The sequence below is a fragment of the Streptomyces sp. NPDC049813 genome (assembly GCF_044465085.1).
GTDB lineage: Bacteria > Actinomycetota > Actinomycetes > Streptomycetales > Streptomycetaceae > Streptomyces.
The window spans coordinates 184,656-197,053 of sequence record NZ_JBITLI010000007.1; the positions used below are offsets into that span (position 1 = coordinate 184,656).

Here is a 12,398-nt window from a genome sequence, read left to right on the forward strand (position 1 = left end):
TACCCGGCGGCGAGTCGGTGGGGGCACCCGCTGCTCCACCGCCCGCTGCCTGCCCCCCCCGGGCAGCTCCCGGAGGGCATGGACCTCCCCCCCCAAGCCGCCCCCGCCGACCCGGCGGTGAGCTGGTGACGGCGCCCTCCCGCCCCCCGGGGCCCCGCCCCGTTCCGAGCAGTTCCCGCCCGCTCCGGCCGCGCCCGCCCCGTTCCGGGCAGTTCCCGCCCCCCGGGGCCCCGCCCCCGCCGACCCACCGGTGAACCCGGAGCGGCAGTCCAACCAACTCCCGCCCCGTATCTGCCCCTTGGCAACGCGCGCCCCGCATACTCGCCGTGTCCCCACCCGCCCACCACGGGAGGCACCCATGGCTCCGACCACCCGCCGCAGAGCACTCGGCACGCTCGCCACCGCCCTCACCGTCGGCATGGCCGCGCCGCAACTCGCCCGCGCCGACGGGCGAAAGCGCGGCCCGCGCCCGCTCCTGCGGGCCCACGCCCACAACGACTACGACCACGCGCGGCCCCTCTTCGACGCCCTGGACCACCGGTTCAACAGCGTCGAGGCCGACATCTACCTCGTCGACGGCGACCTCCTCGTCGCCCACGACCCGGTCGACCTCGACCCCGCGCGCACCCTCGAATCCCTCTACCTCGCCCCGCTGGCCGCCCGGGTCCGCGCCCAGCACGGAGCCGTCTACCGGGGCTGGCACACGCCGCTCCAGCTGCTCGTCGACATCAAGACCGAGGGCGCCGCGACCTACCTCGAACTCGACCGTCAACTGCGCCGTCACCGCGGCCTGTTCACGACGTACGCGCACGGCCGGGTGCACGCCGGGCCCGTCACCGCCGTCGTCTCCGGGGACCGCGCGGCCCGCGTCCCGATGGAGGCGCAGCGCAGCCGCAGCGCCTTCTACGACGGGCGCCTCACCGACCTGGACACGCCGACCCCCGCCTCCTTCACGCCGCTCATCAGCGACAACTGGTCCACGAACTTCACGTGGCAGGGAGTGGGCCCCGTCCCCGCCGCCGAGCGCGCGAAGCTGCGCGGCATCGTCTCGGCCGCCCACCGCCGCGGTCGGCGCGTGCGTTTCTGGGCCACCCCCGACCTCGCGGGCCCGGCACGGGACGCGGTCTGGGCCGAACTGCTCGCCGCCCGCGTCGACCACCTCAACACCGACGACCTCGCCGGACTCGAAGCCTTCCTCGACGCCCACGAGCGGTGACCGACCCTTACCACCCGATCGAGGGACAGGTCAGACACCGCCGGACGCCCTCCGCTGCGTCACACTTGCGGCCGAAAGCCACGGCGCCGACGTGGCGGAGGAGGTCCGACGGTGTCGCTGTCCATTTCCATTGTGCTGCTGCTCCTGATCGTCGCGGTGCTGTTCCTGCGCAACGGAGCCATGAAGCTGTCGCACGCCGTCGTGTGCGTCCTGCTCGGCTTCCTGCTCGCGGGCACCACGGTCGCCCCGACGATCCACGACGGCATCAACGCCACCGCGGGGCTGGTCAGCAGCCTCCAGCCGTGACCCCGCGCGCCCGTCAGCGGCGCGCGTAGACCCCGATCCCGTTGGCGACGGCGCGCTCGGGGGCGTCGGTGGGATGGTTGCGTACGGTGACCGAGGCCGCGCCCGGCTCCCGGGCCACCAGCGTGGACGAGCCGCCGCCGTCCAGACTGAACGCGTCGTCGGCGCCCAGCGACCGCATGGCCGCCGCCACTTCCGCGATCGACAGGCCCGTGCGGTAGGCGGGTGCGCCGTCCAGGGCCAGCAACAGCAGCGTACGGCCGTGGTCGGCGACGCCCGCGGCCGTGCGCACCGCGGACGTCCTCGCGTCGAGACCGGGCAGCGGTGCGCCGCCGAGCAGCACCGGATACCCGCCGACCGCGAACACGTACGGGACGTGCGCGCTCCCGGCGACCAGCCGGTGCCGCACCTGGACCGGGTCGCCCGCCGACAGCTTGCGCAGCCACTGCGCACCGGCCTCCCGGCCCACCAGCACCGTGCTGCCCGGGGCGATCGGCCCCGCGCCCGGCCGGTCCGCCGTCGCCACGACCCGGCCCCGGCGCACCGTCACCTCGTAGGTGTCCGTGCTGCACGGCGCCGCCCGCTGGGTGTCCGTGCCGCACGTGGCGCGGACCCGGGAGACGGAGCCCCACTCCGGGGTGAACGCCCCGACCGAGCCCACCGGCAGCGCGTACTGGTTGAGCCCGCCGAGCGCCACCCGGTCCGCGCGGCCGCGCACCGACCCCTCCAGGGTCAGGCTGTCGGTCCTGGCCCGCCGGTCGGTCCCCACGCCGAGCACGTCACGGGTGGAGGTGCCCGGCGGCAGCTCGGGCCCGAACCGCTGGCCGTCCGGGACGGCCGCCTTCAAGGCCCGGCCATCCGCGATCGCGGGGCCGACCGCGGCGCCGGTCGCCGCCACTCCGGGGTGCTGGGTCTCGGTGATGTTGAAGAAGTCCCCGTTGACGCCGCCGACGGCGCCCGTCGCGTCCGCCATCGCGGAGACGGTGGCCCGCGCGCCGACCGCGCCCGGATGGAGCAGCCCGACGCGCACCCGCGGATCGCGCAGGTCGACGGTGAGGACATGAGCGTGGGCGGGCCCCGCGGCGCCGGGCAGATCGAACTCCGTGTACGACACGCCGGGCGCGACCCGGCCCGTCGCCGGGGCGGCGCCCGCCGGCGCCGCCCCCGACAGACCGGCGCCCGCCAGCGCGCACACGACCGCCACGGCCGCCAGGACTCTCGTGCGTCTCTTGCCAACTCTCTTTCGCATCCGAGGAGTTCAGCAGAGGTCTCCTGCCCCGTCGATGGCTACGCGCCGACCAGCCGGGAACGGATCAGGAAACGTACGCCGTCCGGCGCCTCCAGCGAGAACCCGCTGCCCCGCCCCGCCACGACGTCCACGATGAGCCGCGTGTGGGCCCACACCTCGTACTGGCTGCGCGACATCCAGAAGGGGACCGGCTCCGCCACCCCGGCCACCGCGAGCTCCGCGAGGAGCACGTCGGCGGCCCCGGTGCGGAACTCGCCCGCCGGGAAGCACATCGGCGCGCTGCCGTCGCAGCAGCCGCCCGACTGGTGGAACATCAGCGGCCCGTGGGCCTCCCTCAGTCGCCGCACCAGTGCGGCGGCCGTCTCGGTCAGCTCCACGCGGGGTGCATCGCTCATGACGGGACAGTGAAGGCGGGCGGAGGTTGCGACCACGTTGCACGCGCGGGGCCCCGCCCGCATAGGCTCCGCACATGGAACAGAGGGAGATCGTCCTGCGGGCCATCGGTGTGCTGACCGAGACACAGGAGATGGTGCGCAGACTCAACGACGGGGACGAGCTCGACAACGACCTCACGCAGCTGGGGCGGCTGGTGTCGGAGGTGTTCCCGACCATCGAGATCCCGGCCGGCTCCGACCCCGAGGAAGCCGCCGAGCTGGCCATCGCCGCGCTCATGCCGGCCAGCGTCTCGCTCGTCGAGGCGTTCGCGTTCCTCTTCACGCAGCTCGCGAAGGTGCACGACGAGGGCCGCACCGACGTCAACTCCACCGAGCTGCTCCGCGAGATCGCGCTGCGGATGTCCGACCCCGGCGGCCTGGAGGCCGAGGACGAGGAGGAGTGAGACGGGGCGCGCCCCGCCCGGCGGGCGCGCCCTACTTGTTCGGGTCCCGGAAGCGGCCGAGCGCCTTCGTGAGGGCGCTCAGCGGCGAGCCGTCCGGCTTGGTGAGACCCGGCACGGAGAGCCGGGTCAGACCCTCGCCGACCCCGCTCTCGGCGAGCGCGGCCTGCGCCGCCTCGGCCGCCTCCCGGTACAGGTCGCGGGAGGTCGTCATGGCCTCCAGCGCCTCCGCGTACCGGGTGACCATCGCCTGGGCGTGCGCCAGCTCCTCGTCCGGGGTGAGCAGGTGCCAGCCCTGGCGCAGCCGCGTCAGGGCCCGCTCGGCGTCCGCGGTCAGCGGCCGCGGCAGCGCGGCGAACTCCTTCACCCGCTCCAGCAGCTCGACCGGCTCGGACCCGTCCAGGAAGACGTTGCGGACGGTGTAGCGGTCCGCGTCGTGGGCCGGGTCCTGCGGCGAGGTCGGCAGGACCACCGCGCCGCCCCGCGGCATCCGCAGCCTCAGCTCCCGCTTCATCGCGAAGTCCACGATCTGCGCCTGCTCCGGCGTGGCGCGGTGCTCGATCACCCGGTGCCGCACGCTCGGCGGCAGGAACGCGATGACCGGCCGCTGCCCCCGCGCGTCCGGCGTCATCGCCTCGTGCACCACCACATGGACGTACCAGCTCTCCCGGGTCCAGTCCCGCAGGCGGTGGCGCAGCTCGTCGTCGTCCTTGGGCAGCTGGTTCGCGGTCCGCAGCCGCACGCCCGACGCCGCGTCGTGGTCCCAGGGGACGCGCTCGCTGTCCGGCCAGAACATCGTCGCGGGCGAGGGCCACCGCGGGTCCCACGCGGTCTCCGCCTCGGCGGCCAGGACCCAGCCGACGCCGTCACCGTCCTTGCGGCGCGGCTCCGGCTCGTACGTCGTCAGCTGCGCGCGCACCGTGACACCCTCGGCCGGCTGCCAGCGCGCCTCGAACAGGCGGCGGGCCGTGGGACCCGGGTCGGCGGACTCGTCGCGCGGGTGCAGCACGGTGGAGCGCGCCGCCTCGGCCGGGTCGAGGTCCTGGAAGTCGTCGAGCACCCCGGCCGCCTTGAGGGCGATCAGGTTGCGCCGCACGTCCTGCTCGGGCTCGGGGCCGAGGTGGCGCCCGCGGCCGAGCCACGCGGTGTCGGGGAGGTAGGTCGAGGGGGTGCTGTTTCTGGCCATGGAGTCTTCTGTGGGTGGTCGGGGCACGACCAGTATGGGCCGTGAACCGCTCGGCGGAAGGGGGCAGGGTGGTCCGGTGTCGGGATTGTCGCGCGTGGGCACGGCTCTCGGCTGCCCGCAACGCCGTGGCCCTACGCCACGGATCCCGTAGGCTCGGCGGATGGCCCGGTACTTCGACGTGCATCCCGAGAACCCGCAAGCGCGCATCATCGGCGCGGTCGCCGACAGCATCCGCGACAGTGCGCTGATCGCCTATCCCACGGACTCCTGCTACGCGCTCGGCTGCCGCCTCGGCAACCGCGAGGGCGTCGAGCGGATCCGCTCGATCCGGCATCTCGACGACAAACATCACTTCACCCTGGTGTGCCAGGACTTCTCGCAGCTCGGCAGGTTCGTGCACATCGACAACGACGTGTTCCGGGCGATCAAGGCGGCCACCCCCGGCAGCTACACGTTCATCCTGCCCGCGACGCGCGAGGTGCCGCGCCAGCTCCAGCACCCGAAGAAGAAGACGGTCGGGGTCCGCATCCCCGGCCACGTCGTCACCCAGGCGCTCCTCGCCGAGCTCGGTGAGCCGCTGCTCTCCAGCACGCTGCTGCTGCCCGGCGAGGACGAGCCGCTCACCCAGGGCTGGGAGATCAAGGAGCGGCTCGACCACGTGGTGGACGCCGTGCTCGACTCCGGCGACTGCGGCACCGAGCCCACCACGGTGATCGACTTCTCCGACGGCGAGGCCGAGATCGTCCGCCGCGGCGCGGGCGACCCCGACCGCTTCGAGTGACGGCCCGGCGGAGCGCGCCACCGTGTCCCGGATGATGTCGGCCGACGACGTGCTGGGGGTTCTCGCCCTGGCGCGCTCCGCCGGCGCGGACGTGTGGATCGGGGGCGGCTGGGGCATCGACGCCCTCGTCGGCGCGGAGACCCGCCGGCACCGGGACCTCGACCTGATGCACCGCCACGAGCAGGAACCGGCCCTGCTCGCCGCCCTGACCGCCGCTGGTTTCGCCGAGACCCTGGACTGGCGGCCCGCCCGGTTCGTCCTGAGCCACCCGGACGGCCGGGAACTCGATCTGCACCCGCTGCGCTTCGCCGCCGACGGCTCCGCGCGGCAGGCCTCCCTCGACCCGGAGCGGCCGTTCGACTACCCGGCGGACGCCTTCACCGCCGGGACGGTCGCGGGGCGCCGGGTGCCGTGCCTGTCCGCCGCCCAGCAGGTCGCCTTCCACCAGGGGTACGAGCCCGCGGACCGCGACCGGCACGACATGGCGCAGCTGCGCCGCGTGTTCGGGATCGCCACGCACTTCTGAGCCCCGGCCCGGCGCTCAGCGTTCGGCGTTGAGGGCCGACACCGCGCCGGCCGGGTCGCCGATCGTGGCGTAGTCGACGGCGACGAAGGTGACTGGTCTGCCGCGTTCGCGCTCGCATCTGTGGGCCCGGTCGAGTACGAAGCGGCGGCTGTTGACCGTGCCCGCGTCGAGCCGGCTGCCGCCGTTGTCGGTGATGAAGTGGTTCAGCAGGAAGAGCCGCTTGCCGGTGCCCCCGCGGTGCGGTGCGCAGCTCATCTCCTGCGGCGAGCGGAAGGCGAACGGGGTCTCCATGCCGTACCGGTAGAAGGCGCGGTACCAGGGCGCGGGACCGTCGGCCTGCTCGGCGAGGACGACGAGGCGGCGGCCGCTGTCGATCATGGAGCCGAGGGTCGGCCAGGGGCGGGCCGGGTCGGCGTCGGGGGTGTGGACCAGCGCGTCGAGCCCGGCGTCGTGCACCGCCTCCCGGGTCTCCTCGCCGGTGATCGCGTCCTGCACGATGAGGGTGATCACCTCGTCGGGATGGGCGCGCATCCACGTGCCCAGCTCCCGGAGCGCCGGCACCAGCGCGAGCGCGCCCGCCCGGCACACCGCGTGGCAGAGCCACAGTCCGGGCCGCGGCGGATTGAGCGCCCGGACCGCCCGGGCGACCAGTGCCCGCTGCTCGGCGGTGAGATCGGAGTCGCGCAGCCGCCCGGCGATCTCGTCCGGCTCCTCCCAGCGATAGGTGTCGAGCTGCAACGCCCGGACGCCGTCGTCCAGCTGCGCGGTGATGCCGGGGTCCTGGAGGGGTCCGATGAACCGGTCGGCCGTCGTCGCCATGGCGTTGTGCGCGGTGAGGTACGCGACCTCGTCGTAGGGCCGGTCGCACAGCGCGACGCTGCCCTGGCACCGGCGCGGCGCCTGCGGAGCCGCGACGAGCGGCACCAGGACCGTCCCGGCCACCGCCAGCGCGGCGGCCCCCAGCCCCAGCGGGACCAGGACCCGGGGCCCCGGACCGCGCTCGCGCCGCCCGCTCAGCCACCGCCCGCCGAGCACCAGGAGTGCCCCGGCGGCCGACGGGACGAGGGCGGTCCACAGCGCCGTACGCGTGAGCTGGTCGACGGCGGCGTCCTGCACGTCGTCGACGAGCCGGGCCAGAGAGGGCGGCCAGGCCGCGGGCGGATCGACGACGCGGCCGTCGGTGACGAGGCGGGCCACACCGGTCGCGGCCGCCGTCACCAGGCCGCCGGCCAGCAGCGGCCACCCCAGGCGCCGGAGGCGGGGCCCGGTGCGGGCGGGCCCGGCGTACCACAGGACGGCCAGCGCGAGCACGAGCAGGACGGCGGCCGCGTACTCGACGAGCGCGAGCCGCGTGGCGGTCCACGGCCGGATGTCGTGCAGGACCCGCAGGTCGTTCCCGGAGGCCGCCAGCGTCGCCGTGAGGTCCCAGGTGCCGCCGCCCACCTCGTCGAGGAGCCGCCGCGACGCCGCGGGGGAGCGGTCCGGCAGCGCCACGGGCGCCACGGCCGCCAGCGCCGTGGCGACGTCCCCGTCGGCCAGCGCCGTCGCGACCTGGGGACGCAGCGCGTCGCGTTCCCGGGACGGCAGCGCCCGTAGCAGCGTCTCGGTCGCCCGGTCGGCCTGCTCCGGGGTGAGCGGCAGCGCCGGCAGCCCGCCGGGGGCCCGGCCCGCGGCGAGCGCGCGCACGGCGGCGGAGAGGTCGGCGGCGAACCGGTCGAAGTCCGGTTCGCTGCGCCGCTGCACCCCGGCCACGAGGTCACCGAAGTACGTCTGGGCCAGCGCGTCGAGCGAGGCGAGCACCGGGCGCAGGTCGACGGTCAGGTCCAGGGCCGCCCGCTCGCCGTTCAGGTAGCCGACCACGGCGTCGATCTGCTGCCGGGTGAGGTCGCGGACCGTCTCCGGCGGCAGCACCAGCTTGATGTTGCTGGTCACCTGCGCCTCCGGCACGGGCAGCCCGGCCAGCAGGTCCCGGGTCAGGGGCGCGGCCCGCGGATCGACCAGGACCTCGTCGTAGAGCCGGTCGTAGGCGTGCCGCTCGTCCAGGACGGAGGCGTGGAAGGCCGGGGCGAGCAGCGTGGCGCGCACCGTCGCCGTGGTGACGACGCAGACCGTGGCGAGCGCGGCGACGACCAGGGCCACGACTCGCACCACCGCACCGCGCTCCATGGCGCGCCCGCCGTCCCGGCCGCGCGGCGTCAGTACGCCACGGCGTCGCGGATGATCGGGCACGTCATGCAGTGGCCGCCGCCGCGGCCCCGGCCCAGTTCGGCGCCGACGATCGTGATGACCTCGACGCCCGCCTTGCGCAGCAGCGTGTTGGTCTGGGTGTTGCGGTCGTAGGTGACGACGACCCCCGGCTCCAGGGCGACCGCGTTGTTGCCGCTGTCCCACTGCTGCCGCTCGGAGGCGTACACGTCGCCACCGGTCTCGATCACCCGCAGGCCGGGCAGGCCGAGCGCCTTGGCGACGACGTCGACGAAGGCGGCCGAGCCCTCGTCGGTGACGGTCAGGCCCGGCGCCCTGTCGCTGGGGCGCAGCGTGAACGTGTGCACGGCGTCCATGATCCGCGGGTAGAGCGTCACGACGTCCCGGTCGGCGAAGGTGAAGACGGTGTCCAGGTGCATCGCCGCACGCAGCTTCGGCATTCCGGCGACGACGACCTGTTCGGCGGCGCCGCTCTTGAACAGGGCGGCGGCGACCTGGGTGATGGCCTGTCGCGAGGTGCGCTCGCTCATGCCCATGAGGACCACGCCGTTGCCGACGGGCATGATGTCGCCGCCCTCGAACGTGGCCTGCCCCCAGGCGTGTTCGGGATCGCCCCACCACACGGTCGCGTCCACGAAGTCGGGGTGGAAGCAGTAGAGGGCCTTCATCAGCAGCGTCTCGTCGTGCCGCGCGGGCCAGTACAGCGGGTTGAGCGTGAGCCCGCCGTACAGCCAGCAGGTGGTGTCGCGGGTGTAGAGCGTGTTGGGCAGCGGCGGCATCAGGTACTCGCGGACGCCGGTCGACTCGCGCGCCATCGACACGTACGCGGAGCGGTACTCGTCCGGCAGGTCGGTGGTGGCGAGGCCGCCGATGAGGAACTCCGCGAGCCGCGCCGGCTCCAGCGACTCCAGGAAGGCGCGGGTGTCGTCGATGAGACCCGTCCCCACCTGGTTGGCGACGATCTTGCGGTCCAGGAGCCAGGACTTCGCGGCGGGCAGCGCCATTGTCTGCGCGAGCAGCTCGTGCAGCTCGACCACCTCGATCCCGCGCCCGCGCATCTTGTCGACGAAGTCGGCGTGGTCGCGCTGGGCGTTCTCCACCCACATGACGTCGTCGAAGAGGAGGTCCTCGGCGTTGGTCGGGGTCAGCCTGCGGTGGGCGAGCCCCGGGGCGCAGACGAGGACCTTGCGCAGCCGGCCCACCTCGGAGTGGACGCCGTACGCGGAAGCGGGGGTGGCGTGGTCGGTCACGGGGGCCTCCGGGGCTTGACGTGGGGGAGCGCTGAGGGGTCTCACAGGCTGATCCAGCCGGCGGCGAGGGCGACGACACCGACCACGGCGCCGACGACGGAGACGGCCAGGACGACCAGCTCACGCGGGGAGAACAGGCGCCTGCCCTGCTCCCTGCGGGCCATCACGAACAGGATCGTGGCCGGGGCGTAGAAGACGAACGAGACCAGGACGAACTTCAGGCCGGCGGCGTACAGCATGAAGGCGGTGTAGAGGGTGGCGACGGCCGCGACGGTCAGCTCCCGCCGCGAGGTGCGCCCGCCCTCCGTGCGCCGGTCGGCCCGCGTCCCGATCCGCACGGCGAAGGCGGCCGCCAGCAGGTACGGGATCAGGGAGAGCGAGCTGGTGAGGTCGAGCGCGAAGTTGAAGGCGTCGTCGGAGAAGGCGGTGATGACCAGCACCACCTGCGTGAGCACGGTCGTCATGAGGAGGGCGGGCACGGGGACGTCCGCGGGGGTGGCGCGGCGCAGGAAGCGCGGCATGTCGTCGTCCTTGGCGGCCACGAAGAGCACCTCGGCGGCCATCAGGGTCCACGCCAGGTAGGCGCCGAGCACGGAGACGATCAGGCCGACGCTGATGAAGACCTTGCCCCAGGTGCCGACGGCGTCCTCCAGCACCCCGGCCATGGACGGCTGGCGCAGGCCGGCGATCTCGCCCATCGGCAGGATCCCGTACGAGACGATGACGACGGAGGCGAAGACGGCGAAGACGCTGAGGAAGCCGAGGACGGTGGCCCGGCCGACGTCGGAGCGCTTCTTGGCGTGCCGCGAGTACACGCTCGCGCCCTCGACGCCGAGGAAGACGAAGACGGTGGCCAGCATGGTGCCGCGGACCTGGCTGAAGAGGGAGCCCGCGTAGTCCGCGCCGCCCCAGTTGTCGGCGAAGACCGACGGGTCGAAGTAGACGAGGGCCAGCACGACGAAGACGAGGATCGGCACGATCTTCGCCACGGTCACGATCCGGTTGATCGCCGCGGCCTCCTTCACCCCCCGCCTGATCAGCAGGAAGAACGCCCACAGGCCGGCCGAGGAGAGCAGCACGGCGAGCGCGGTGTCGCCCTCGCCGAGCGCCGGCCAGATCGCGCCCACCGTGGACATGATGAGGACCCAGTACGTCACGTTGCCGACGCAGGCGCTGGCCCAGTAGCCGAACGCGGAGAAGAAGCCCAGGTACTCGCCGAACCCGGCCTTCGCGTACGCGTACACACCCGCGTCCAGGTCCGGGCGGCGTACGGCGAGGGACTGGAAGACGAAGGCGAGCGTCAGCATGCCGGTGCCGGCGATCAGCCAGGCGATCAGGGCGCCGGCCACCCCGGTCTCCTGCGCGAACCGGCTGGGCAGGGAGAAGACTCCGGCGCCGACCATGGAGCCGATGACCATCGTGGTCAGGGTGAACAGCGGCAGTTTGGCGGCGGGCGCACTCTTCTCGACGACGGCGGCCTGCTCCATGGCGTCCCCCTCTCGTCTCATGGCGTCTCGGTTGACGTCCGGTGCCGGGCGCGCTCGCGCGGGGCGCACGCGGGCACCGGGAGAACAGTCTTGTCCCGCTTGTACGGGTAGCGCACCTTTTGCCGACGTTCGGATGGCCGGATATGCCCGGGTGTGCACAGCATGGAGGCGTTGCGCCACCAGGGCCGCGACAGAAGGGCACTCAGCCATGCACTCCTCGTTGAACCCGGCGGTCCTGCGCCACCTGCGCGCGCCGCGGCCCTATCCCGCCGTCTCCCTGGCGATGCCGACCCACCGCAGGCAGCCGGAGAACGCGCAGGACCCGGTCCGCCTGCACAACCTCGTCGCCGAGGCCGTACGCCAGCTGGAGGCGGACCCGGCCGTGACCCGCGAGCGCCGCGACGACGTGGTCGCGCAGCTGGAGGCGGCGGTGTCGGAGCTCGACCTCGCCCACGCCCGGGACGGACTCCTGATCTTCGCCGCCCCCGGGGAGCACGAGAGCTGGACCGTCGACCGGTCCGTGCCCGAACGCGTCGTGCTCGCGGACACCTTCCTCACCCGCAACCTCGTGGCCGCCGACGCCGCGCGCCGCCCCTACTGGGTGCTGGCCGTGGCCGCCGACCGGATCACCCTGTGGGACGGCCGGGGCGAGCGCGTCACCGAGGACACCGGCCACGGCTTCCCGCACAGCCGCAGCCTGGAAGCGCCGGACTCCGAGCGCAAGGAGCGCATCGGCGACCTGCCCAGCACCTTCAGCGACGAACAGACCCGGCAGTTCTTCCGGGACGCCGACACCGCGCTGACCCACGTCCTCGGCGACCGGCCCCGGCCGCTCTACGTCACCGGGGACCCGGCCGCCCTCGCCCTGTTCTCCGCGGCGGGCACCGCCGCGCGCGACGCGGTGCAGGTCCCCGTCGGCGGACTCGCCCAGGCGGCGCCGGAGGCCGTCGCGCGGGCCGTGGCCGGGGCTCGCGCCGACGAAGCGGCCCGGACGGTCGCCGAGGCGCTGGCGGAGCTGGACCGGGCGCGCGGCGGCAACACCTACGCCGCGGGCGTGGACGAGGTCTGGCAGAAGGCCTCCGACGGCCGCATCCACCGGCTCGTCGTCGAGGAGGACTTCCGCGTCACCGTACGGGCCGGGGAGGGGCACCTCGAACCGGCGGGGGAGGACGACCTGGACGCGGTCCACGACATCGTCGACGAGATCGTCGAGTCCGCCCTGGAGACCGGCGCGCAGGTCGTCTTCGTCCCCGACGGGACCCTGGCGGACGTCGGACACGTGGCCGCCGTGCTGCGGTTCTGACCCCGTCCGTGGCAGCCATGGCGCACAGCAGGCCCCAGCCGTCCGAAAGGAATTCCC

Annotated in this window: 12 protein-coding genes; 6 read left to right on the forward strand and 6 right to left on the reverse strand. The window is 74.1% G+C overall.

Going from position 1 to position 12,398, the window contains the following annotated elements:
• Positions 1-358: 358 nt before the first annotated feature.
• Positions 359-1,216: a phosphatidylinositol-specific phospholipase C/glycerophosphodiester phosphodiesterase family protein gene (locus ACIBW6_RS17410; protein WP_399060336.1), complete on the forward strand. Its 858-nt coding sequence runs from the start codon at positions 359-361 to the stop codon at positions 1,214-1,216.
• Between the two features lie 111 nt (positions 1,217-1,327).
• Entirely contained in the window at positions 1,328-1,522 is a 195-nt protein-coding gene (locus tag ACIBW6_RS17415) for a hypothetical protein (protein ID WP_399060338.1), read from the forward strand.
• Positions 1,523-1,535: 13 nt separating this feature from the next.
• Here the strand turns inward: ACIBW6_RS17415 and ACIBW6_RS17420 are convergent, their stop codons facing one another.
• The gene (locus ACIBW6_RS17420) at positions 1,536-2,768 is read right to left on the reverse strand and encodes a phosphodiester glycosidase family protein (protein ID WP_399060340.1); all 1,233 of its coding nucleotides are present in this window, start codon (positions 2,766-2,768) and stop codon (positions 1,536-1,538) included.
• A gap of 38 nt (positions 2,769-2,806) precedes the next feature.
• Positions 2,807-3,163 (reverse strand): DUF779 domain-containing protein, encoded by a 357-nt coding sequence (locus ACIBW6_RS17425; RefSeq protein ID WP_399060342.1) that lies wholly within the window; start codon positions 3,161-3,163, stop codon positions 2,807-2,809.
• Positions 3,164-3,237: 74 nt separating this feature from the next.
• On the opposite strand from ACIBW6_RS17425, the gene ACIBW6_RS17430 reads away from it, so the two are divergent.
• Entirely contained in the window at positions 3,238-3,606 is a 369-nt protein-coding gene (locus ACIBW6_RS17430) for a hypothetical protein (protein WP_399060344.1), read from the forward strand.
• Between the two features lie 31 nt (positions 3,607-3,637).
• Here the strand turns inward: ACIBW6_RS17430 and ACIBW6_RS17435 are convergent, their stop codons facing one another.
• On the reverse strand, positions 3,638-4,789 hold the full coding sequence (locus tag ACIBW6_RS17435; RefSeq protein WP_399060346.1) for a hypothetical protein: 1,152 nt from the start codon (positions 4,787-4,789) through the stop codon (positions 3,638-3,640).
• 160 nt (positions 4,790-4,949) lie between these two features.
• Here ACIBW6_RS17435 and ACIBW6_RS17440 point away from each other — a divergent pair, with 160 nt between their 5' ends.
• Together ACIBW6_RS17440 and ACIBW6_RS17445 are read left to right on the forward strand one after the other, a co-directional pair.
• Complete coding sequence (locus tag ACIBW6_RS17440) at positions 4,950-5,570, forward strand: L-threonylcarbamoyladenylate synthase (RefSeq protein WP_399060348.1); 621 nt, start codon at positions 4,950-4,952, stop codon at positions 5,568-5,570.
• A 34-nt stretch (positions 5,571-5,604) separates the two neighbouring features.
• Entirely contained in the window at positions 5,605-6,096 is a 492-nt protein-coding gene (locus tag ACIBW6_RS17445; RefSeq protein ID WP_399060555.1) for a nucleotidyltransferase domain-containing protein, read from the forward strand.
• 15 nt (positions 6,097-6,111) lie between these two features.
• Here the strand turns inward: ACIBW6_RS17445 and ACIBW6_RS17450 are convergent, their stop codons facing one another.
• Genes ACIBW6_RS17450 through ACIBW6_RS17460 form a run of 3 tightly spaced genes read right to left on the reverse strand, consistent with a single transcriptional unit; the run spans position 6,112 to position 11,038 of the window.
• The gene (locus tag ACIBW6_RS17450; protein ID WP_399060350.1) at positions 6,112-8,262 is read right to left on the reverse strand and encodes a hypothetical protein; all 2,151 of its coding nucleotides are present in this window, start codon (positions 8,260-8,262) and stop codon (positions 6,112-6,114) included.
• Positions 8,263-8,291: 29 nt separating this feature from the next.
• Complete coding sequence (locus ACIBW6_RS17455) at positions 8,292-9,551, reverse strand: arginine deiminase (protein ID WP_399060352.1); 1,260 nt, start codon at positions 9,549-9,551, stop codon at positions 8,292-8,294.
• Positions 9,552-9,592: 41 nt separating this feature from the next.
• Entirely contained in the window at positions 9,593-11,038 is a 1,446-nt protein-coding gene (locus ACIBW6_RS17460) for a basic amino acid/polyamine antiporter (RefSeq protein WP_399060557.1), read from the reverse strand.
• 208 nt (positions 11,039-11,246) lie between these two features.
• Between ACIBW6_RS17460 and ACIBW6_RS17465 the strand changes: the two genes are divergently transcribed.
• Positions 11,247-12,341, forward strand: a complete 1,095-nt coding sequence (locus ACIBW6_RS17465; RefSeq protein WP_399060354.1) for a chemotaxis protein — start codon at positions 11,247-11,249, stop codon at positions 12,339-12,341.
• Positions 12,342-12,398 lie beyond the last annotated feature (57 nt).